The following is a 21,849-nucleotide window of genomic DNA, read 5'->3' on the forward strand; positions in this document are numbered from 1 at the left end:
TCCTCCGGCTCGAAAGGTCACCATGACCACCGAAGACATCCGTTTCTCCGACCTCGGCGTCCCCGCGCCGATGGTCTCCGTCCTCGCCGACCAGGGCAAGGACATGGCGTTCCCCATCCAGGCGGACACCCTCCCCGACTCCCTGCAGGGCAAGGACGTGCTCGGCCGTGGCCGCACCGGTTCCGGCAAGACGATCGCGTTCGCGATCCCGCTCGTCGCCCGCCTCGCCGCCAGCGGCCGGAAGCGCCGCGCCGGCCGCCCCCGCGCCCTGGTCCTCGCGCCGACCCGTGAGCTCGCGACGCAGATCGACGTCGCCCTCGCCCCGCTCGCCAAGGCCATGGGCCTGAACACCACCACCATCTTCGGTGGCGTGGGTCAGGGTCGGCAGGTCGACGCCCTCCGCGGCGGTGTGGACGTCGTCGTTGCCTGCCCGGGTCGCCTCGCCGACCTCATGCAGCAGGGCCACGTGAACCTCGGCGACATCGAGGTCACCGTCCTCGACGAGGCCGACCACATGGCCGACATGGGCTTCCTGCCCGGTGTCACCAAGATCATGCAGGCGACGCCGGAGCAGGGACAGCGCCTGCTGTTCTCCGCGACGCTCGACAACGGCGTGGACAAGCTCGTCAAGAAGTTCCTGCACAACCCGGTCATGCACTCCGTCGACGAGGCGAACAGCCCCGTCGAGGCGATGACCCACCACCTGTTCGAGGTCGCCGACGCCGACGCGAAGAAGCACCTCGTGAGCGCCCTCGCCTCGGGCAACGGTCGCCGCATCCTCTTCATGCGCACGAAGCACCACGCCAAGCGCCTCGCCAAGCAGCTCAGCAGCCAGGGGATCCCGGCCGTCGACCTGCAGGGCAACCTGTCGCAGGGTGCCCGCGAGCGCAACCTCGCGAAGTTCTCCTCCGGTGAGGCCCTCGTGCTCGTCGCCACCGACGTCGCCGCCCGTGGTGTGCACGTCGACAACGTCGAGCTCGTCGTGCACGTCGACCCGCCCACCGAGCACAAGGCGTACCTGCACCGCTCGGGTCGCACGGCGCGTGCCGGTTCGTCGGGTGACGTCGTCACGGTGACGATGCCCGCCGAGCGTCGCGACGTCGCGCAGATGATGCGTGCGGCCGCGATCAAGGTCACGCCGCAGCACGTCACGGCGACCTCCCCGGCCGTCACCGCACTCGTCGGCGAGGTCGCTCCGATCCGCCACGTCGCCGAGGAGCAGCCCACCCAGCAGCGTCAGCCCAAGCAGCGCTCGGCCGAGTCCGCCGGTGACGGCGGTCGTCGCCGTGGTCGCGGCGGTCGGTCGGGAGGCGCGGCGCAGCCCGCGCGCTCCGGCTCCGCTGGCGAGTCCGCCGGTTCGGCCGGGGGCCGTCAGGGCCGTCCGGCCCGTGGCGCACGTTCCGAGGGTGCCGGGCGCTCCGGGGTCGCAGCCGCCGGCTCGACGGGTGGTCGCCGCAGCGGCGGCAACCGTCGCTCGGGCAGCAGCGACGTCGTGCGCGGCGGCTCGTCGGCCGTCTGGTCCTCCGAGGGTGGCTACGCCGCCGGTCGGTCCGGCAACGAGTCGGGCGGCAACCGTCGTGGCAGCTCGCGCCGCGCCTCCCGTCCGGCCGGCGCTGCCGACCGCCACTGACCTGCGCGCTGAGCCGGCCGGTCTGACCCGGTCGGTCTGAGCTCGGTCGGTCTGAGCCCGGTCGGTCTGAGCTCGCAAGACACCGGTGTTCACGCGCCGAACACACGCATCCCGCGGTGTGTTGCGTGGACACCGGTGTTTTGCTGTGCCGAGGCGTGCGGACCCGGGCGAACCTTGGCGGGGGCTGGGGGCCGTGTGCTCCGGCGGGCGTACGGTCTGGTGCACCAGAGGCCGTGCAAGCGGCTGACGGGGAACACGTCCGCTTCTGGAAGGAGTGCCCATGGCTGGCATCGATGACATCAAGAACGCCGCTGAGAAAGCGGCTGGCAAGGTCAAGGAAGCCACCGGCAACGCGACCGGTAACGACCGGCTGAAGGCCGAAGGTCAGACCGACCAGGGCAAGGCCTCGGCGAAGCAGGGCGTCACCGACGTCAAGGACGCCGCGCACGGCGTCGCCGACAGCTTCAAGGACGACAAGCACTAAGCCGGTTCGCGACCGCGCTGCGAAGCCCCCGGATCCGATCGGATCCGGGGGCTTCGTCGTGTGCGCTGCGTGGAGCGCCCTGGTCGGGCTAGTGCAGGGCGCCGACCGAGGCGAGGCCTGCACGGAGCAGTGCGCCGCGACCGCCTTCCATCTCGTCGGCGACGGCGTCGGACGCGGCTTCCATCGGGCTCATCCACGTGAGCTCGAGGGCGTCCTGACGGGGTTCGCACGTGCCCGTGACCGGGACGACGTAGGCGAGGGAGATGGCGTGCTGCCGTTCGTCGGTGTACACCGAGGCGCCGGGCAGCGGGAAGTACTCCGCCACGGTGAACGGCGTCGGGCTCGTGGGGAGCTGCGGGAACGCCATCGGGCCGAGGTCCTTCTCGAGGTGGCGGAACAGTGCGGTGCGGATCGACTCACCGAACATCACCCGGCCGGACACCAGGGTGCGCGCGATCGAACCGCTCGGGGAGACGCGCAGCAGCACGCCGACCTCGGTCACGACGCCGAGTCCGTCGGTGCGGACGGGGACCGCCTCGACGTAGCAGATCGGCAGACGACGGCGGACGTTCGCGAGCTCCTCGTCGGACAGCCAGCCGGAGTCGGGATCGGGGGTGCGCAGCGAGGACATGCACCGTGTCTACCAGGGACGGTGGCGAGTTCGGCGAACGGCGCGGGAGTTGGGGATGGTTAGCGTTGTCCACATGATCGATGCGGAACTGGTGCAGTGGACCCGGAGTGCCGTGGACCGGAGCGGCACGCCACTGCTCGTGGCGATGCACGGGGTGGGATCGAACGAGCAGGACCTGCTCGGGTTGGCGCCCGCGCTGCCGCCCGCCTGGACCGTCGCGTCGCTGCGAGCGCCGATGCCGTGGGGGCCCGGGTTCAGCTGGTACCCGCTCGGGACGCCGGGCTCCCCCGACCCGGAGGCGGTCGACGCAGCGGTCGGCGAGGTGCTCGACTGGATCGACTCCGTCGCCGCCGACCACCCGCGGATCGGGTTGCTCGGGTTCTCGCAGGGCGGCTCGATGGCGCTCCAGCTCCTGCGGGCACGGCCGGCGGCCTTCGCGTTCGCGGTGTCGCTGTCGGGGTTCGTGGTGCCGGGCGTCACGGACTCCCGCGACGAGGCCGTGTCGGCCGTGCGCCCGCGGGTGTTCCTCGGGCACGGCGACCTCGACCCGGTGATCCCGGCCGATGCCACCGCCCGGACGCAGGCGTGGGCCGCGGCGCACACCGACGTGACCGACCGCAGCTACGCGGGTCTGCCGCACGCGGTGTCGACGGCGGAGCTGGCCGACGTGGCGGCGTTCATCGACGCCGGGTAGCGCGGAGCGCGCTTCGTGAGCACGAACGGTCGGGTCCGACGTGCGGACCCGACCGTTGCTGCTCACGATGTGCGGACGGGCTGGAGGCCCGGTGCCAGCTGGCACCGGGCCTCCTGTCCGTCACGGGGTGACGTCCGTCACGCGGTGACGTCCGTCAGTCGGCGAGGATCTGGAGCAGGTCCTTGCGGAGCTGGTCCACCTTGGCCGTGGCGGCCTTGGCCTGTTCCTCGGTCGCGGTGCTGCGGTACATCTGCAGGACGCCCATGGTCTTGCGGAGCGCCTCGAAGAACTCGCGCTGGGCGTCCGGGATGCCCGGGGCCCCGTCGAGGGCTGCGGCGATCTCGTCGGCCTTGGCCTCGGTCTCGGCCTTGCCGGCGTCGGTGAGCTCGAAGAGCGTCTTGCGGCCGTCGCCCGACGAGACCACGAGGTCTTCGTCGACGAGCTGCTGGAGCGTCGGGTAGACCGAGCCGGGGCTCGGCTTCCAGGCGCCGCCGGTGCGCTCGGCGATGGTCTTGATCACGGCGTACCCGTTCTGCGGACCTTCGGCCAACAGACCGAGGATCGCGAGACGGACGTCGCCGCGGCGACGGCGTTCGCGGCCGAAGCCGGGGCCGCCGAAACCGGGGCCGAAGCCCATGCCCGGGCCGAAGCCGGGACCGAACCCCCGGCCACCGAAGCCGCGGCCGCCGTGGTCGTGGTCACCGCGGTCGCGGCCGGGGAAGCCGGCGCCGTGGTGCTGCCGCGCGCCGCCGAAGCGGGGGCCGCGCGGGCCGAACCCGCGCTGGTCGCGGGGGGACGTGTTGCTGTCGTCGTCATACGAGGGGCGCATGAGGAGTCCTTTCTTCGTGCTGAGTCGGCTCGCGACCGGTCTGACCTGATCATCTTCGTCGTATCGCGATGTGTTTACGATAGGTCGCTAACTATCGCTCTGTCAAGGGGTGCGAGCGCTCGGCCCGCTGTCGGTGGTGGCGGGCAGGATGGGACGGACCATGACGGACGTCTTCGAGCGCTTCTCTCCCGCCACCTCCGAGTGGTTCCGCGGCGCCTTCGACGCACCGACGCCCGCACAGGCCGGGGCGTGGGACGCCATCTCGACCGGGCAACACGCGCTCGTGATCGCCCCGACCGGTTCCGGCAAGACCCTGGCGTCGTTCCTGTGGTCGATCGACCGGCTCATCAGCGCGACCGACCGCCCGCCGGCCAAGCAGCGCACGCGGGTGCTCTACGTCTCGCCGCTCAAGGCCCTCGGCGTCGACGTCGAACGCAACCTGCGGAGCCCGCTCGTCGGCATCACCCAGACCGCCCGCCGACTCGGCACCGAACCGCCGGACGTCACGGTCGGCGTCCGCAGCGGCGACACCCCGTCGTCCGACCGGCAGAAGCTGTTGCGCCAGCCGCCGGACATCCTCATCACCACGCCCGAGTCGCTCTACCTGATGCTCACCTCGCAGGCGCGCGAGACCCTCGTGAACGTCGACACCGTCATCGTGGACGAGGTCCACGCGGTCGCCTCGACCAAGCGCGGAGCACACCTGGCGGTGTCGCTCGAGCGTCTCGACGACCTGCTCGACAAGCCCGTGCAGCGCATCGGGCTCTCGGCCACGGTGCGCCCGCCGGAAGAGGTCGCGCGGTTCCTCGGCGGCCGAGCACCCGTGACGATCATCGCGCCGCCCGCGCAGAAGACCTTCGACCTGCGGGTCGTCGTCCCCGTCGACGACATGACCGAGCTCGGTGCACCGCCGGTCGGCGCGGACGCGTCCGAGTCGCCGACCAACGGGTCGATCTGGCCGCACGTAGAAGAGCGCGTCGTCGACCTGATCGAGGAGCACCGGTCGACCATCGTCTTCGCGAACTCGCGCCGGTTGGCCGAGCGGCTCACGGCGCGGCTCAACGAGATCCACGAGGAGCGCGTGCTGGCGGCGGCCGGTGACGGCGTGCTGGTGCCGGCGGGTGCGTCCACGGACGACGACGGGCTCCCCGCGGCGCGGGGCCGACCACAGTCACCGGCCCGCACCTCGGCGCACGCCGTCGCTCCCCAGGGCACGAAACGGCCGCCGGCGCAGATGATCGGCGGGTCCGGGCAGACGGGCGGCGGGGGCTCGGACGCCTCCGTGCCGGTGCTCGCGCGTGCGCACCACGGATCGGTCTCGAAGGACCAGCGCGCGATCATCGAGGACGACCTGAAGTCCGGTCGGCTGCGGTGCGTCGTGGCGACGAGTTCGCTCGAGCTCGGCATCGACATGGGCGAGGTCGACCTGGTCGTCCAGGTCGAGGCGCCGCCGTCGGTCGCGAGCGGCCTGCAGCGCGTCGGTCGCGCCGGACACCAGGTGGGCGAGATCTCCCGGGGCGTGCTGTTCCCGAAGCACCGCGCCGACCTGGTCAACAGCGCGGTCACGGTCGAGCGGATGGTCGCCGGGCAGATCGAGTCGATCTCGGTGCCGGCGAACCCGCTCGACGTCCTGGCGCAGCACACCGTGGCAGCGGGGGCGATCGACACCCTCGACGTCGAGCACTGGTTCGAGCTCGTGCGACGGAGTGCTCCGTTCAGCGGCCTGCCCCGGTCGGCGTTCGAGGCGACGCTCGACCTGGTCACGGGCCGGTACCCGAGCGACGAGTTCGCCGAACTGCGGCCCCGCCTGGTCTGGGACCGCGTGCACGGCACCCTGACCGGACGACCCGGCGCCCAGCGACTCGCGGTGACGAGCGGTGGCACGATCCCGGACCGCGGCATGTTCGGCGTGTTCATGGTCGGCGAGAAGGCGTCCCGCGTCGGTGAGCTCGACGAGGAGATGGTCTACGAGTCGCGCGTCGGCGACGTCTTCGCCCTCGGAGCGACGAGCTGGCGGATCGAGGAGATCACCCACGACCGCGTCGTCGTGAGCCCCGCGTTCGGGCAGCCCGGACGCGTGCCGTTCTGGAAGGGCGACGGCATCGGCCGGCCCGCCGAGCTGGGGCGCGCGACCGGTGCGTTCGTGCGCGAGGTCGAGGGCGCCTCGGACGACGACGCCCGTGCCCGCGTCGCCGCCGGTGGCCTCGACGAGCGCGCCGTCACGAACCTGCTGACCTTCCTGCGCGACCAGCGTGCGGCCACCGGCCACGTACCGAACGACACCACGCTCGTCATCGAGCGGTTCCGCGACGAGCTCGGGGACTGGCGGCTCATCCTGCACTCGCCGTACGGCATGCAGGTGCACGCGCCGTGGGCCCTGGCCGTTGCCGCCCGGCTGCGCGAACGGCACGGCATCGACGGCGACGCGATGGCCGCCGACGACGGCATCGTCGTGCGCATCCCCGAGACCGACGCCGAGCCGCCGGGCGCCGACCTCTTCGTGTTCGAGCGCGACGACCTCGAGGCCCTGGTCACCGACGAGGTCGGCGGCTCGGCGCTGTTCGCCGCGCGGTTCCGCGAGTGCGCGGCACGGGCGCTGCTGCTGCCCCGACGGAACCCCGGGCAGCGGTCGCCGCTCTGGCAGCAGCGGCAGCGGGCCTCGCAGCTGCTCGAGGTCGCGCAGAAGTACCCGACGTTCCCGATCGTGCTCGAGACCGTGCGCGAGGTCCTGCAGGACGTCTACGACGTACCGGCCCTGCTCGGGATCGCCGACGACATCGCCGGACGCCGGATCCGTCTGGTCGAGACCGAGACCGAGCAGCCGTCACCGTTCGCGCGGTCGATCCTGTTCGGGTACGTCGCCGCCTTCATGTACGAGGGCGACTCCCCGCTGGCCGAGCGTCGGGCAGCGGCGCTGTCGCTCGACTCGACGCTGCTCGGCGAGCTGCTCGGTCGGGCCGAACTGCGCGAACTGCTCGACCCCGCGGTCATCGCCTCGGTGGAGCGCGACCTGCAGCGGCTCTCCCCGGACCGCCGTGCCCGTGACACCGAGGGCCTCGTGGACGTGCTGCGGCTCGTCGGCGCGCTCGACCTCGACGAGGCGGTCGACCGGAGCTGGCTCGCCGACACCGCCGACCGCCCAGCGGCCACCGCGGAACTGCGCAGCACGCTCGAAGTGCTCGAGCGCGACCGCCGGGTCCTGTCCTTCTCACACGCCGGCGCGACACGCTGGGCCGTGATCGAGGACGCCGCGCGCCTGCGGGACGCCCTCGGGGTGCCGCTGCCGATCGGCGTGCCCACGGCGTTCATCGAGCCCGTCGCCGATCCCCTCGGTGACCTGATCGGCCGCTACGCCCGGTCGCACGGGCCGTTCTCCGCACAGGAGGCTGCCGGTCGCCTCGGGTTGGGCATCGCCGTCGTGCAGGACACCCTGCGCCGGCTCGTCGCCGACCGCCGGGTGGTGGAGGGCGAGTTCCGCCCCGACCGCCAGGGTGCCGAGTGGTGCGACGCCGAGGTCCTGCGCCGGATCCGGACGAAGTCCCTCGCCGCCCTGCGACACGAGGTCGAACCGGTCTCGCCGGACACCCTCGCCCGGTTCCTGCCCGCGTGGCAGCACGTGCAGACCCCCGGGACCCGCGGTGGGCTCCGCGGCGTCGACGGCGTCCTGCAGGTGATCGACCAGCTCGCCGGGGTGGCCCTGCCCGCCAGCGCCTGGGAGACCCTGGTGCTGCCGTCGCGCGTCACCGACTACTCGACGAGCATGCTCGACGAACTGACCGCCACGGGCGAGGTCCTGTGGTCCGGCGGGGGCACCCTGCCCGGCAACGACGGCTGGGTGCGCCTGCACCTGGCCGACACCGCGGCGACGACGCTCGCCGAGCCCTCCGGCGACGAGACGACCGAGCTGCAGCGGGACGTGCTCGGGGCCCTCGCCGGCGGTGGCGCGTACTTCTTCCGCCAGCTGGGCCAGGCCGTCGGCAGCAGTGACGACCAGGCGCTCACCACCGCGCTGTGGGACCTGGTCTGGGCCGGGCAGATCACGAACGACACGTTCGCCCCGCTGCGGTCGATGCTCGGCGGCAAGGCGAAGAGCTCGAGTGCACCGCGATCCCGCGCGTACCGCGGCCGACGGCGTCCGACGATGCCGACGCAGTCCGGGCCGCCGTCCGTCGGGGGGCGCTGGTCGCTCCTGCCGCTGGCCGAGTCCGACTCGACCGTGCGGGCCGCCGCGACCGCCGAGCAGCTGCTCGAACGCTACGGCGTCGTCACCCGCGGTGCCGTGCAGGTCGAGGGCGTCCGGGGCGGTTTCGCCGGGGTGTACCGGGTGCTCTCGCGCTTCGAGGAGTCCGGCCGGGCTCGTCGCGGGTACTTCGTCGAGGGGCTCGGAGCCGCGCAGTTCGCCACCGGCCCGACCGTCGACCGGCTGCGCACCTACGCCCGCGACCTCGGCGACGACGAACGCGACGACCCGGACCGGAAGCGCGAGGCACTCACGCTCGCCGCGACCGACCCGGCGAACCCGTTCGGGGCCTCGTTGCCGTGGCCGACGGGCGACGCAGACTCCGGTGTCGCGGCCGACGATGTCGAAGCCGCACCGTCGGGGACTGCGGTCGGCAGCGGCGCGAAGACCGCTCGGGGCCACCGGCCCGGGCGCAAGGCGGGTGCCCTCGTCACGACCGTCGACGGCAAGCTCACCGTGTACGTGGAGCGCGGTGGCAAGTCGGTGCTGACCTTCACCGACGACGCCGCCGACCTCGCTGCCGCGGCCGCCTCGATCGCCGGCATCGTCCGGACCGGGCTGCGGAAGCTCTCGGTCGAGCGGGTCGACGGGGACTTCGTGCTCGAGACGCCCCTCGGCGGCGCGCTCCGCGAGGCGGGGTTCACGGCGACCCCGCAGGGACTGCGGCTCCGTGTGTGAGGCGAGCCGCGCCTCCCGGCAGTGCAGCGACCACGTGCCGGAGGTGACCCGTGCCTGAAGGCGACACCGTCTACCGGGCGGCCCGTCGCCTGCACACCGCGCTCGCGGGCAAGGTCCTGACCACGAGCGACTTCCGTGTGCCCGCGTTCGCCACCCTCGACCTGGTCGGCCGCACCGTCGACGAGGTCATCCCCCGCGGCAAGCACCTGCTGCACCGCATCGGCGACCTGACCGTGCACTCGCACCTCAAGATGGAGGGCCGGTGGGACGTCTACGCGCCGGGTGACCGCTGGCGACGGCCGGCACACCAGGCGCGGGCGGTCCTGGGCGCCGAAGGGGTCTCCACCGTCGGTTTCGCGCTCGGGGTGCTCGAAGTGGTCCCACGCGACCAGGAGTCCGAGGTCGTCGGACACCTCGGGCCGGACCTGCTCGGGCCCGACTGGGACGCCGACCTGGCCCTCGCCAACCTCACGGCCGACCCGGAGCGCCCGGTCGGGCTGGCGCTGCTCGACCAGCGGGTGCTCGCCGGGCTCGGCAACGTGTACCGGAACGAACTCTGCTTCCTGCGCGGCGTGCTGCCGACGCGTCCGGTGGGACAGGTTCCCGACCCGGCGCGGACGATCACACTCGCCAGTCGGCTGATCCTGGCGAACCGGGACCGCAGTGCGCGCGTGACCACCGGCGTCGACCGCCCGGGCCGGCGGTTCTGGGTCTACGGCCGCGCCGGCAAGCCCTGTCTTCGGTGCGGGACCCCGATCCGGCACGGCGAACTCGGCGACTCGGAGCTCACCCTGCGCGACACCTACTGGTGTCCGCGCTGTCAGAGCTGACGCGCCGGGTGCAGGCGCGACGCCGCGGTCGTTCGGACGGCGTCGGTGACCCGTTCGAGCAGCGGCGACGCCAGGTTCCAACGCTGCCACCACAGCGCCACGTCGGCGTGCCGGCCCGGAGCCAGCTCCACCAGGACACCGCGGTCGATCGCCTCGAGGCACTGCGCCTCGGGCAGCAGCCCCCACCCGAAGCCGAGCGTGACGGCTCGGGCGAAGTCCGCCGAGGTCGGGACGAAGTGGCGCGGGCCTCCGGGGGCGTGCCCGAGGACCTGGCGCAGGTACCCCTGCTGCAGGTCGTCGTCACGGTCGTAGTCGACGAGCGGCACCTCGTCGAGCCGTCGGAGCATCCGCCGCTCGGTCCGCGTGTCGCCGAGGTACCGGGCGACGAAGGTCGGCGATGCCACCGCCCGGTAGCGGTCGATGCCGAGCGGCACCGACGAACAGCCCTGCACCGGGTCCGCCTCGGCCGTCACCGCACCCATCACCGTGCCGGCGCGGAGCAGCTCGGCGGTCCGGTCCTGGTCCTCACGGTGCAGGTCGAAGACCACCTCGGTGTCGGCCCGCACGAGGGCGAGGGCGTCGAGGAACCAGGTGCCGAGCGAGTCGGCGTTCACGGCCAGCGGGATCGAGGGCACCAGCGACGATCCGCCGCCGAGTGCGCGGGAGGTCTCCTCGTCGAGCAGGCGGGCCTGTCGCGCGTGCCGGAGGACCACCTCGCCGTCGGCGGTCGGGCGCACCGGGGTGGTGCGCTGGAGCAGGACCCGTCCGACCTGCTGTTCCATCGACTTGATCCGCTGGGACACCGCGGACGGGGTGATCGCCAGCGCGCGGGCCGCGGCGTCGAGCGTGCCGTGGTCGACGGCCGCGAGCAGGGTCTCGAGGTGTTCGCGCTGGAACCGTGGCATGCAGCTGAGCTTACGGCGGTGCAGGAACATGAGCTGTACTGGACGCCGCCCGGGGCCTAGCGTCGGGGACGTGACGGAACTCCTCCCCCTGCTCTCCGGCCTCGGCACCGGGCTCGCCCTCATCGTCGCGATCGGCGTGCAGAACACCTACCTGCTCCGCCTCGCCGTCAGTGCCGGGCTCCGGGTGGTGGCCGCTGCGGTCGTGGTGTGTGCCCTGTCGGATGCGCTGCTCATCGTCGCCGGGGTGCTCGGCGTCGGTGCCGTGGTCGAGCGGTTCCCCGTGGCGCTGCTGGTGATCCGGTTCGTCGGTGCCGCGTTCCTGCTCACCTACGGGGTGCTCGCGGCGCGGCGGGCGCTGCGGCCCTCGGGGGATGCGATGCGGGTCGCGGACGAGGCCGCCGACGACGGTGTTCCGGAGCGGACAGCCGGTGGCGACGCCGCCCGCGCAGGGGCTGCTGCGGGCAGTGGTGGCGACCGTGCCGGGACGGTGGCGACGGGGCGGACGCGCACCGCGCCTCCCGGCCAGGTGGTGACCATGCGGACGGCCGTGCTGACCATGCTCGTCTTCACGTGGGCCAACCCGCACGTCTACCTGGACACGCTGGTGTTCCTCGGGTCGGTGGCGAACCAGCAGGGCGCGGACCACCGGTGGCTGTGGACGATCGGTGCCGTCGCGGCGAGCTGCCTGTGGTTCGCCGGCGTCGGGTTCGGCGGGCGGCTGCTCCGGCCGCTGTTCGAGAAGCCGCTGACCTGGCGGGTGTTCGACGGCCTGGTCGCCGTCGTGATGCTCGCGTTCGGCGTGCTGCTGCTCGTCGGCGCGTAGCGGCGCGGCGGCGGGCGGCGCGGCGGGCGGTGGATGCAAAACACCGGTGTCCACACGTCGCTCCGCGGTCTGCGGGTGTGCAACGTGCGAACACCGGTGTTCAGCGGGCCAGGCCGACCCGCGGAACGGCCCTTACTGCATGCCCTGGCCGACGCGGCTGTGGCGACGGCTGTAGCCGAAGTAGATGACGAAGCCGATCGCCAGCCAGACGACGAACCGGAGCCAGGTCTCGACCTCGAGGTTCAGCATCAGCCAGAAGCACAGCACCGCCGAGATGATCGGCAGCACCGGGGACCACGGCACCCGGAAGGCCCGCGGGGCGTCCGGCCGCGAACGACGCAGCACGATGATGCCGATCGACACCAGGACGAACGCGGACAGTGTGCCGATGTTGATCATGCCCTCGAGCTTGTCGACCGCGGTGAACCCGGCCAGCAGGGCGACGACGACACCGGCGACCACCTGGACGCGCACCGGGGTCTGCGTCTTCGGGTTCGTCTTCGAGAACCAGCGCGGCAGCAGGCCGTCGCGGCTCATCGAGAACACGATGCGGGACAGACCGAGCAGCAGCACCATGACGACGGTGGTCAGCCCGATCAGGGAACCGATGGCGATGATGCCGGCGGCCCACGGCAGCCCGACGATGGTGAACGCCGAGGCCAGCGACGGCGTGTCCTCCTCGGCCAGGCGCTGGTAGGAGACCATGCCGGTGATGACGATGCTGACGCCGACGTAGAGCAGCGTCACGATGCCGAGGCCGATGAAGATGCCGCGGGGCAGCGTCTTCTGCGGGTTCTCGGTCTCCTCGGCACTGGTGGCGACGACGTCGAACCCGATGAAGGCGAAGAACACCAGCGACGCCGCGGCGAGCAGGCCGAAGACGCCGTACTGCGCGGGCTCCGCACCGGTGAACCACGACACGAGCGACTGGGTCCACACGCTGCCCTCGGCACCCTTGGTCGGCTCCGCCGGCGGGATGAAGGGAGTGAAGTTCGCTGCCTTGACGAAGAACGCACCGGCGACGATCACGAACACGACGATGGCGACCTTGATGACCGTGATGACGGCCGACACCCGCGACGACAGGCGGGTACCGAAGGCGAGGAGCACCGTGAAGATGCCCACGATGAGCACCGGCCCCCAGGTGAACGGGATCGGGCCGAGCTGGATCGTGCTCGGCAGGTCGACGCCGAAGACCCCGAACGCTTCGCTGAGGTAGATGCCCCAGTACTTCGCGATCACGGCGCTGGCGGTGAGGGTCTCGAGGATGAGGTCCCAGCCCACGATCCAGGCGAGCAGCTCGCCCATCGTGGCGTAGGTGAACGTGTACGCGGAGCCGGCGACGGGGATCGTCGACGCGAACTCGGCGTAGCACATGATCGCCAGGCCGCAGGTGACGGCGGCGAGCAGGAAGGAGATGATGACGCCGGGCCCTGCGAAGTTCGCGGCGGCGTTGGCGCCGACCGAGAAGATGCCCGCACCGACGGCGACCGCGATCCCCATCGCGGCGATGTCGAACGTCTTCAGGGAGCGTTTCAGGGACCTGCCCTGCTCCTCGGAATCGGCCAGGGAGGCCTCGATCGACTTGATGCGGAGCTTCGTTGCCATGGGGTGGATCCCGTCATCGGCTGGGCGGCGGACCTCGGAAGGGTACTGGTGTGCCAGCGTGTCACGCAAAGCGTCCGGCCGGACGGTGGCTCGGTCCGGCGACGGACGGGAGGCCCGGCACCGGTCCGGCGCGCAGCCTGCGGTCGACCTGCGGTCACGTCGACGGCCGCGCGTTGCGTCAACGGGCCGCGGGTTGCGTCAGCCGGCCAGGGGTTGCGTCAGCGGGCCACGGGTTGCGTCAGCGGCCGGCGCGCCAGTCCGACAGGAACCGCGCGCCGGCCTCGTCGTGGATCACGCCGTCGGGCGCGGTGAGTACCGGGTAGGGCGTCACCGGCACACCGTCGGCGGGACGCACGTCGACGTGCGCGACGTCGTGGCCGTGCTCGTGCAGCCAGTCCGCCATCGCGTAGTCGCTCCGGGAGTCACCCATGGTGCGCCAGGCGACGGGGAGTTCGCCGTCCTGCGCGAGGAGCTCGAGCGAGCGTTCGGCGCCGAGGTCCTTGCCACTGCGGTCGGACTCGACGTCGGTCGAGATGATCGTCGGGTCGATCCGCCACTGCACGGCACCGTCAGCATCGGGTCGGACGTCGTCGAGGCGTCGGACGCCGAGCCCCCGACGCTCGAGCGCGGCCATCGCCTTCGCGTCGAACTCCGGCTGGCGGGCGAGGTACGTGGCGTTCGGTACCTCGACGCGCTGCTCGATCGACACCATGGCGCGCTTCGTCTCGTCGAAGAACACCAGGTCGGCGTACTCGGCGCGGACCAGCTCGCGCATCTCGTCGGCGTAGTCACGCGGCAGCGCCAGGTCCTCGGCGACGGTCAGCTCGCCCATGCCGCCGTCGTACTGCGGGCCGATCGAGCACCACACGGCGCCCTTCTCGCAGACCGCGTGCACCCGCCCGCCCTCGGCGAGCCCACCGGCGAGCAGCGGGCCGACGACCTCGGAGCGGATGAACGCGTCGCTGCGACCGGTGTTGAAGACGATCGGGATGCCCTCGGCGGCGAGCGCCACGAGGTCCGCGACGATGCTCGGGATCGCGATGGTGCGGGAGACCGGGCTGGCGATGGGCCCGTCGACGTCGAGCAGGAGACCGAGGCGGGGTGCGTTCACCCGTCCATCCTCTCGCAGTCAGCTGCTGGGCGAGACGATCCGGTCGCGGACGCGGTCGACCAGCGCCCCGAGGGCCTTCGGGTCGGGCACGTGTCCCTGTCCGGGCACCTCGGCGTACTCCGACCCCGGGACGGCGTCCACGACGGCACGGGCCGCACGGCGCATCCACTCGAGGCCGTCGCCACCGGCACCGACGAGCACCGGGACCCCGACCGCGGCGGCGACCCGTTCGGGGACGGCGAGGCCGTTCAGCACCCGGACATCGCGGCTGAGCACGTGGGCGTCGACGACGAGGGACCTCCAGAGCGAGCCCTTGAGCCGGAGTGCGGTCACCTGGCCCATCGGGACGCCGAGCACCTGGGTCAGGAAGCCGCGGACGGCCTGGGCGCGGCGGCCGGCACCGACGTGCTCGTCGAGCAGGTCGGCGAAGACGACGTCGTCGGCGTGCGGGTCGACCGAGGCGCGGTACGGCGGCTCCCACAGGACGGCACCGTCGACGGGCAGTCCGGTGGCGAGCCCGTGCAGCACGACACCGGCGCCGACACAGATGCCGACGGCGGTGGTCGGTGCGCCGATGCTCTCGACGACGGCGCGCAGGTCGTCGACCTCACGCTCGATCGCCCACGACGCCGAGTCGCCGCTCGCACCGCGGCCACGGCGGTCGTAGGTCACGACGCGGTGGGCGGATCCGAGCTCGGCGACCACGCGGTCGAGGTACGGGGTCCCCCGGTGGTCGAAGGCGCCCCCCACGACGACGACCGCCGGTCCGTCCCCGGCCTCGGAGACGGCGATGGCTGTGCCGTCGGAGGAGACGACCGTTCGGTCGACGGGAGGGAGCATGGGGTCCTTTGCGGGCTGTCGACGGCGATGCGTCGGGCCTCGGAGGGGACCGTGCGGATTACCGGTCCTCCGAGTGTCGCAGGCGTGGGAGTCCGTGTCTCCCCCCGCTTCCAGGGGCAGAACACCGCCGCTCGACACCGCGTGGGTCGCCGTGCCATGCTGTTTGAGTACACCTGTACTCATACGCCAACGCCACTGCATCGGGGACCCCGTGACGCTCATCGCCATCATCGTCTGCGAGATCGCCTTCTGGGTGGCGATCCTGGGCGGTCTGACCACCCGGTACCTGCTGCGACGTCCTCGGTTGGGGGCGGCGCTGCTCGTCGCAGCGCCCGTGATCGACCTCGTGCTGCTCGCGGTCGTCACCGTCGACCTGCTCGGTGGCGGGACCGCGTCGTGGCACCACGGACTCGCGGCGATCTACATCGGCTTCTCGGTCGCGTACGGGCACCGGATGATCGCCTGGGCCGACGTCCGGTTCACGCACCGGTTCGCCGGTGGCCCGGCACCGGAACGCCTGAGCGGACGGCGGCACACGGCCCGGTGCTGGGGCGACGTGCTGCGGACCGGGCTCGCTGTGCTGATCGCCGGTGGGGTCATCGGTGCGCTCGTCCTCGTGGTCGGGGACCCGGAACGCACGAGCGAACTGCAGGGCACGGTCGCGCTGCTCGGGGTGATCCTGGGCATCGAACTGCTCTGGGCGATCAGCTACACGATCTGGCCGCGCCGGACCGCCACCGCAGCCGCGAGCCCGGCCGGACCGTCGAGCCGGCCGTAGGCTGACCCGGTGCCCCGCCGTGTCGACCTCGAGGAACGGGGATCCCTGGTGGCCGCGGCCTGCCTGCGGATCCTGGAGCGGGACGGCCTGGGTGCCCTGTCGGTGCGGAACGTCGCGGACGAGGCCGGCATCGCCCCGGCGTCACTCCGGCGGGTGTTCCCGACGCAGCACGCACTGCGGGAGCACTGCCTGACGATCATCGAGGAGCGCGTCATCACTCGGCTCACGGCCCTGCGCTCGACCGGCCGTGCCCGCGCGCTGGACGTCCTCGCCCAGGTGCTGCCACTCGACGCCGAGCGCACGACCGAGATCCTGGCGCAGGTGCAGCTCGGCGTGCTCGCGCGTACCGACGAACACCTGGCCGCGAGCGCCCGACGGCTGAACGACGGGGTCCGCCGGGTGTGCACCCGGGCGCTGGAGGTCCTGCGTGAGGACGGCAGCTTCGGCGCCGATCGCGACCTGACCGACGAGGCCGACCGGCTGCACGCGCTGATCGACGGGCTGGCGATCGAGCACACGTGGGATCCGACGGCACGTGCGCCCGAGCGCGTCCTGGCGCTCGTCGAACTGCACGTGGACAGCCTGCGCGGCGCGATCGCCTGATGCCTCAGCGACCCCGGTAGACCTCACGCCGATGCCCGGCGCGCACGACGACGACCACGAGCCGCCCGTCGTCGATCAGGTAGATCACGCGGTAGTCACCGACCCGGACACGCCATTCCGGGCTGTTGACGAGTCGACGAGCCGCGGGTGGACGTGGCTCGTCAGCCAGGATCGCGAGAACCCCTTCGACGAGTCGTCGGGCATGTGGCGGTAGTTTGCGGATGGCACGCCCCGCACTCGGTTCGAACTCGATGTCGTAGGTCATCCCAGACCGAGTTCGCGCCTGAGGTCCTCCCACTTGACGTTCTCGCCGCCGATGCGCTCGTTCTCGAGTCGGGCCTCTTCCACCGCCTTCAGGTCGTCCAAGTCCTCAGCCGCCTCGAGCAACCGGTCGAGGACGGCCGCGTCGACCACGGCCGCGACGCGCTTGTTGCGCCGGGTCAGGTAGACGGGTTCGTGTCGGGCGTCGTCGATGATCGACGCCAGACGGCCACGGGCTTCGGAGATCGACACTTCGCTCACCTGTACATTCTAGAGCGTTTTGTACAATTCAGACGAGTGCCGTGGTACCGACCGACTCCCGTTCGAGCAGGGACCGCTTGACGTCGAGCCCCCAGGCGAAGCCCCCGAGTGTGCCGTCCGAGCGCAGCACCCGGTGGCACGGGACGAACAGCGCCGGGGCGTTCCGGGCGCACACGCTCGCCGCCGCCCGCACGGCGTCGGGCCGGCCCATCGCCGCCGCGAACCCGGTGTAGGTCAGGGTGCCGCCGGCGGGGATCCGGCGGAGCTGTCGCCACCCCTCGGTGAAGAGCTCGGTGCCGAACTGCCGGACCGGTACCTGCATGGCGTGCTCGACCTCGCCCGAGTAGAAGGCGTCGACCGCGTCGGCCGAGGCCACCACGCCGTCGAGCACGCGGTCGGGACGGTGCCGGTCGGCCAGGCGGGCGAGGATCCGCTCGACGGAGTCGGTCCACCCCGCGGCGAGGACCCGGCCCTCGCCGTCCTCGAGCACGGTGAAGGGCCCGTCGGGGGTGTCCAGGGTCTGGATGGTTGCGTCGGTCATCGGTCGTCCTTCCGGGATTCCTTGGTGGCACGGGGCGCACGAGGGCTGGCGGTCGCGGTCATCGCGCGGTCGACGATCGGTCGCCAGCAGTGCATCGTGAGGTAGCTCCGCCAGGGGGCCACCTGCTCCGACCATAGGGAGAGCTCACGCGCCGAACCGGGCAGGCCGAGTTCCTGTGCACCGTTCCGCACGGCGAGGTCGCTGTGGAGGAAGACGTCGGGGTGGTGCCGGACCCGCAGCGCGACGTAGTCGGCGGTCCACGGCCCGATGCCCTTCACCGCGAGGAGCCCGTCGCGCAGGTCGCCGAGGGACTGCGCCCCGTCCACCACGAGGGACCCGTCGGCGAGCGCCGCAGCCACCCGCAGGATCGTGTCGACACGCGCCGCCGGACCACGCAGGACCTCGTGCCCACGGGCCGCGATCACCGCCGCCGACGGGAACAGCAGCCCGCCGGGCCGGATCGCGTCCGGTGCCAGCGCACCGAGTGCGGCCACGAGCCGGGTCTGCGCGGTGCGCGCCGCGGCCACCGAGACCTGTTGGCCGATCAGGGTGCGGAACACGACCTCGTGCGCGTCCACCGCGCCGGGGAGTCGGAGGCCGGGCACCCGGGCGACGCGCTCGGCGAGTTCGGGGACGGCTCCGAGGACGGCGTCGACGGCGACCGGGTCGGCGTCGAGGTCGAACAGTGCTCGGACACGGGCCACGAGCGCCGGCAGGTCGGAGAGGTCGGTGACCCGCACGCGCAGGTCGATGCCGGTGCCCCGCCCGGCCGTGTCGGGGACTGCGGCCGACGCGCTGAACCAGCCCGGGCCTCCAGGCAGGTCGAGCAGCCGTCCGTACGACGTGACCCGGCCGGCGGGGTCGGTGTCCACCTGCTCCGTTCCCGGCAGGGCGTGCAGCGCATGCCAGTCGAGCAGGCCCTGCGCGTCGAAGGGCGCCCGTGCCGGCAGGTGGACGTGGAGTGCACCGTCCGTGGCACCGTCGCCTCGCCCGGACCGTCGTGCGCGGAGCTCGGTCGGGGTGACGGCGAAGACCTCGCGCACGGTGTCGTTGAACTGTCGGACGCTGGCGAACCCCGCGGCGAACGCGACGTCGGCGACGGGCAGGTCGGACGAGGTGAGCAGGGTCCGCGCGGTCTGCGCCCGGTGCGCCCGGCTGAGCGCCTTCGGCCCGGCGCCCAGCTCGGCCGTCATGATGCGGTTGAGCTGCCGCTCCGAGTACCCCACACGCGCGGCGAGCCCGGGGACGCCGTCGCGCTCGACGACACCGTCGAGGACGAGTCGCATCGCTCGGCCGGCGACGTCCTCGCGCAGGTCCCACTCGGGGCTGCCGGGAGTCGCCTCGGGCAGGCAGCGCTTGCAGGCACGGAAGCCCGCGAGGTGCGCCGCGGCGCTCGTCCGGTAGAAGGTGACGCCGGTGACCTTCGGCGTGCGTGCCGGGCAGCTCGGTCGGCAGTAGATGCCGGTGGAGTGCACGGCGGTGACGAACTGGCCGTCGAAGCGTGCGTCGCGCGAGGCGACGGCGCGGTGCCGTTCGGCGTGCAGCGCGTCCGGCTGCGCGTCGGTGTCCGGGCTGGTCATGGGCTCAGCCTGACATGCGCCGCCGACGTCGACTGGCGGGAATCGGACGGGGCGGTGCGCGGTCGGGCAGAAGACGCCGGCGTGTCATCCTGACGCCTCCATGTGCGCGAGACGCCTCCGAATCTCGCGGCGTCTCGCGGAGCGCGCGGCGTCCCAGGGACACGACGGCGTCTCACCGTGTCCACACAGAACCGCTCGATCTGGAGGCCCGGCTAGCGTTGGCCGCATGACTCCCGCAGACGACGTGGCCGGTCCCGGCGACCGGGTCGGTCTCGACGACCTGCCGTTCCGGACCGAGGTCGAGATCGCGCTGCTGCTCGTCTCGCCGCGGCACCGGTACGAGGGACGCCCGACGGACGGCGCACGGCCCGTGGGAGCGGACGATCCGGACGAGTCACGCGACCGGATCGAGCTGCGGGCCGGGCTGGGCATCGTCGGCGACCGGTACTTCGCGGCCCGGGCGCACGTGCACGCCTCGGTCACGGTGATCAGCCTGGAGGGGCTCGAAGCCGTCGGCACGGCGATCGGGGCGACCGTCGACCCCGCTGCGACCCGGCGGAACGTGTTCCTGCGGGGTGCCGACGTCGAGGCGCTGCGGGGCGAGCCGTTCTCGCTGGAGAGCCTGCTCCCCGGTGGCGACGGTAGCGACGCCCTCGGTCGTGCCGTCCGGTTCCGTGGCTACCGCGCGGCGAATCCCTGCGCCTGGATGGACCACGAGGTGGCACCCGGGGCCTTCCGGGCGATGCGCGGTCGGGGCGGCGTGCGGTGCGACCCGGAGTCCGACGGTGTGCTCACCCTCGGCCCCGCGGTGCTCCGCACGGCCCGCCCCGTTGCGCTCGACTGACACGGTCGCCGGTCGGCGCGGCGGCTGCCCGACGCTCAGGCGGTGAGGGCGCTCTCGATCGCGTCGACGAACGCCGGCAGGTCGTCCGGGGTGCGGGAGGTGATGAAGCCGCCGTCGACCTGGACCTCCTGGTCGACCCACTCGGCACCGGCGTTGCGCAGGTCGGTCCGCAGCGACGGGAACGAGGTGACGGTCTTGCCGGACAGCACACCCGCCTCGACGAGCGTCCACGGGCCGTGGCAGATCGCCGCGACCGGCTTGCTCGCCTCGGCGAAGGCCTGTACGAGCGTCGCCGCGCGGGACTCCTGGCGCAGCGTGTCGGCGTTGATCGTGCCGCCGGGGATCACGAGGGCGTCGAAGTCCTTCGCGTCGACACCGGCGATGGTGGTGTCGGGGTCGAGCGTCTGCCCCGGGTCCTTGTCGCCGACCAGGGTCTGGATCGTGCCGGTCTCCTTCGCCGCCACGGTCACCGAGGCGCCACGCTCGCGCAGCTGCTCGGTGGGGACGACGATCTCGTCCTGCTCCACGCCGTAGTTCGTCGTGATGACGAGGATCTTCTTGCCGTCGAGGGTTGCCATGATCGCTCCTTCCGCGGCCCGGTCGTTCCGGCCGCGCACCCGAGGGTCGTCGTGGTCGGCTGGGCAGGCGTGCAGGGGCCGGTCGGATGCCGGGTCGGGCGGTCGCGACACCCCGCTCACGTCCGCTTGGCGGTCACGAAGCGTCGGCTGGCCGCGACGCAGCCGACGGTTCCTGACCACTCGGCGCAGGCCGGGCGGGGTGTCCTGACCAGCCGGCGAGGCGCCGTGGACGCGCCCACCGGCGGCCTGGAGGCGCGGTGCGGGCCCGCCACGGGCCTCCAGGCCGCCATCCGGACGGTCGCAACACCCGGCTCACGTCCGCTTGGCGGTCACGAAGCGCCGGCTGGCGGCGGTGCAGCCGACGGTTCCTGACCACTCGGCGCAGGCCGGGCGGGGTGTCCTGACCGACGGGGCGTCCAGGACGGGCGCCGCGCTCAGCCCCGGATGCGGAAGGCGTCGCCGTCGCGCTCGACGGTGAGCCCGTCGTAGCCGGGGATGCGGTGCAGCCCGTCGGTCACCGGGTGTTCGAGGGGACCGACGACGACCGTGGTGGCACCGGAGGCGATGGCGGACTCGAGCCCGGCGGGGGCGTCCTCGAACGCCACGCAGTCGGCCGGGTCGACGCCGAGCAGAGCGGCACCGCGCAGGTAGCCGTCGGGGTGCGGCTTGCCGTGCTCGACGTCCTCCGAGGGCACGAAGGCCGCGGGCACGGCGAACCCGGCGGCCGCCATCCGGCCGGCGGCGAGGTCACGAGGGGCACTCGTCACGAGCGCCACCGGGACGCCGAGTTCGACGAGCCGCTGCACGAAGGCGACGGCACCGGGGATCTCGAGGATGCCCTCGGTGCTCGCGGTCTCCTCGGCGACGAGTTCCGCCGCGATCCGCTGCTGCTCGGCGAGGGGCAGGTCGGGCAGGAAGCGGCGCAGGGTGTCGATCGCCTGCCGCCCGTGCGAGAACGCGAGGATCTCGTCGGGGTCGATGCCGTTCGCGTGGCCGAACCGGGTCCAGGTGGCCTCGACCACCGCGGTCGAGTCGACGAGGGTCCCGTCCATGTCGAAGAGGACCCCGGACGCCACGATGTCGATCACGCGCCCGACCCT

General features: G+C 72.7%; 21 protein-coding genes. 9 read left to right on the forward strand and 12 right to left on the reverse strand.

Annotated features, from left to right (window positions below; all coding sequences use genetic code 11):
* Window positions 1–22: 22 nt before the first annotated feature.
* Both KK087_RS04305 and KK087_RS04310 read left to right on the forward strand, forming a co-directional pair.
* A complete protein-coding gene (locus KK087_RS04305; RefSeq protein ID WP_214564308.1) occupies window positions 23–1,630 on the forward strand; it encodes a DEAD/DEAH box helicase in 1,608 nt (535 codons plus the stop codon).
* Between the two features lie 280 nt (window positions 1,631–1,910).
* Window positions 1,911–2,114, forward strand: coding sequence for a CsbD family protein (locus KK087_RS04310; RefSeq protein WP_111234610.1), 204 nt, complete (start codon window positions 1,911–1,913; stop codon window positions 2,112–2,114).
* A gap of 88 nt (window positions 2,115–2,202) precedes the next feature.
* On the opposite strand, the gene KK087_RS04315 is transcribed toward KK087_RS04310, so the two are convergent.
* Window positions 2,203–2,745 carry an NUDIX hydrolase family protein gene (locus KK087_RS04315; RefSeq protein ID WP_214564309.1) on the reverse strand — a complete coding sequence of 181 codons (543 nt, stop codon included), beginning with the start codon at window positions 2,743–2,745 and terminating at the stop codon, window positions 2,203–2,205.
* Between the two features lie 73 nt (window positions 2,746–2,818).
* Between KK087_RS04315 and KK087_RS04320 the strand changes: the two genes are divergently transcribed.
* Entirely contained in the window at window positions 2,819–3,439 is a 621-nt protein-coding gene (locus KK087_RS04320) for an alpha/beta hydrolase (protein WP_214564310.1), read from the forward strand.
* A gap of 154 nt (window positions 3,440–3,593) precedes the next feature.
* On the opposite strand, the gene KK087_RS04325 is transcribed toward KK087_RS04320, so the two are convergent.
* Entirely contained in the window at window positions 3,594–4,268 is a 675-nt protein-coding gene (locus KK087_RS04325; protein WP_027466765.1) for a PadR family transcriptional regulator, read from the reverse strand.
* A gap of 160 nt (window positions 4,269–4,428) precedes the next feature.
* Between KK087_RS04325 and KK087_RS04330 the strand changes: the two genes are divergently transcribed.
* Both KK087_RS04330 and KK087_RS04335 read left to right on the forward strand, forming a co-directional pair.
* The gene (locus KK087_RS04330) at window positions 4,429–9,186 is read left to right on the forward strand and encodes an ATP-dependent helicase (RefSeq protein ID WP_214564311.1); all 4,758 of its coding nucleotides are present in this window, start codon (window positions 4,429–4,431) and stop codon (window positions 9,184–9,186) included.
* 50 nt (window positions 9,187–9,236) lie between these two features.
* Complete coding sequence (locus KK087_RS04335; RefSeq protein WP_214564312.1) at window positions 9,237–10,016, forward strand: Fpg/Nei family DNA glycosylase; 780 nt, start codon at window positions 9,237–9,239, stop codon at window positions 10,014–10,016.
* Here KK087_RS04335 and KK087_RS04340 read toward each other — a convergent pair.
* Window positions 10,007–10,921, reverse strand: a complete 915-nt coding sequence (locus KK087_RS04340) for a LysR family transcriptional regulator ArgP (RefSeq protein WP_214564313.1) — start codon at window positions 10,919–10,921, stop codon at window positions 10,007–10,009. The two genes, KK087_RS04335 and KK087_RS04340, sit on opposite strands and share 10 nt — an antisense overlap.
* A 70-nt stretch (window positions 10,922–10,991) precedes the next feature.
* Between KK087_RS04340 and KK087_RS04345 the strand changes: the two genes are divergently transcribed.
* Entirely contained in the window at window positions 10,992–11,744 is a 753-nt protein-coding gene (locus tag KK087_RS04345) for a LysE/ArgO family amino acid transporter (protein ID WP_214564314.1), read from the forward strand.
* 132 nt (window positions 11,745–11,876) lie between these two features.
* On the opposite strand, the gene KK087_RS04350 is transcribed toward KK087_RS04345, so the two are convergent.
* The 3 genes from KK087_RS04350 to KK087_RS04360 all read right to left on the reverse strand — a co-directional run bounded on the left by KK087_RS04350 (window position 11,877) and on the right by KK087_RS04360 (window position 15,303).
* The gene (locus KK087_RS04350; protein ID WP_214543375.1) at window positions 11,877–13,352 is read right to left on the reverse strand and encodes an APC family permease; all 1,476 of its coding nucleotides are present in this window, start codon (window positions 13,350–13,352) and stop codon (window positions 11,877–11,879) included.
* A gap of 238 nt (window positions 13,353–13,590) precedes the next feature.
* Window positions 13,591–14,463 (reverse strand): HAD family hydrolase, encoded by an 873-nt coding sequence (locus KK087_RS04355; protein ID WP_214564315.1) that lies wholly within the window; start codon window positions 14,461–14,463, stop codon window positions 13,591–13,593.
* A gap of 18 nt (window positions 14,464–14,481) precedes the next feature.
* Entirely contained in the window at window positions 14,482–15,303 is an 822-nt protein-coding gene (locus KK087_RS04360) for an alpha/beta fold hydrolase (RefSeq protein WP_214531066.1), read from the reverse strand.
* A 211-nt stretch (window positions 15,304–15,514) separates the two neighbouring features.
* On the opposite strand from KK087_RS04360, the gene KK087_RS04365 reads away from it, so the two are divergent.
* Window positions 15,515–16,081, forward strand: a complete 567-nt coding sequence (locus KK087_RS04365) for a hypothetical protein (protein ID WP_214564316.1) — start codon at window positions 15,515–15,517, stop codon at window positions 16,079–16,081.
* A 9-nt stretch (window positions 16,082–16,090) separates the two neighbouring features.
* Entirely contained in the window at window positions 16,091–16,684 is a 594-nt protein-coding gene (locus KK087_RS04370) for a TetR/AcrR family transcriptional regulator (RefSeq protein ID WP_214564317.1), read from the forward strand.
* Between the two features lie 4 nt (window positions 16,685–16,688).
* Here the strand turns inward: KK087_RS04370 and KK087_RS04375 are convergent, their stop codons facing one another.
* The 4 genes from KK087_RS04375 to KK087_RS04390 are packed head-to-tail and all read right to left on the reverse strand — an operon-like array spanning window position 16,689 to window position 19,327.
* Window positions 16,689–16,949 carry a type II toxin-antitoxin system RelE family toxin gene (locus KK087_RS04375; protein WP_071250103.1) on the reverse strand — a complete coding sequence of 87 codons (261 nt, stop codon included), beginning with the start codon at window positions 16,947–16,949 and terminating at the stop codon, window positions 16,689–16,691.
* Complete coding sequence (locus KK087_RS04380) at window positions 16,946–17,206, reverse strand: type II toxin-antitoxin system prevent-host-death family antitoxin (RefSeq protein WP_071250100.1); 261 nt, start codon at window positions 17,204–17,206, stop codon at window positions 16,946–16,948. The genes KK087_RS04375 and KK087_RS04380 overlap by 4 nt, the downstream gene beginning before the upstream one ends.
* 28 nt (window positions 17,207–17,234) lie before the next feature.
* Complete coding sequence (locus tag KK087_RS04385) at window positions 17,235–17,747, reverse strand: methylated-DNA--[protein]-cysteine S-methyltransferase (protein WP_214564318.1); 513 nt, start codon at window positions 17,745–17,747, stop codon at window positions 17,235–17,237.
* Complete coding sequence (locus tag KK087_RS04390; protein ID WP_214564319.1) at window positions 17,744–19,327, reverse strand: AlkA N-terminal domain-containing protein; 1,584 nt, start codon at window positions 19,325–19,327, stop codon at window positions 17,744–17,746. Before KK087_RS04390 ends, KK087_RS04385 begins: the two co-directional genes overlap by 4 nt.
* A gap of 226 nt (window positions 19,328–19,553) precedes the next feature.
* Here KK087_RS04390 and KK087_RS04395 point away from each other — a divergent pair, with 226 nt between their 5' ends.
* A complete protein-coding gene (locus KK087_RS04395; protein ID WP_214564320.1) occupies window positions 19,554–20,171 on the forward strand; it encodes a molybdenum cofactor biosysynthesis protein in 618 nt (205 codons plus the stop codon).
* Between the two features lie 35 nt (window positions 20,172–20,206).
* On the opposite strand, the gene KK087_RS04400 is transcribed toward KK087_RS04395, so the two are convergent.
* Together KK087_RS04400 and KK087_RS04405 are read right to left on the reverse strand one after the other, a co-directional pair.
* Window positions 20,207–20,749, reverse strand: coding sequence for a type 1 glutamine amidotransferase domain-containing protein (locus KK087_RS04400; RefSeq protein ID WP_214564321.1), 543 nt, complete (start codon window positions 20,747–20,749; stop codon window positions 20,207–20,209).
* A 434-nt stretch (window positions 20,750–21,183) separates the two neighbouring features.
* Entirely contained in the window at window positions 21,184–21,837 is a 654-nt protein-coding gene (locus KK087_RS04405; RefSeq protein WP_214543383.1) for an HAD-IA family hydrolase, read from the reverse strand.
* Between the last annotated feature and the right edge of the window lie 12 nt (window positions 21,838–21,849).

It is taken from the genome of Curtobacterium aurantiacum (genome assembly GCF_018598555.1).
GTDB lineage: Bacteria > Actinomycetota > Actinomycetes > Actinomycetales > Microbacteriaceae > Curtobacterium > Curtobacterium aurantiacum.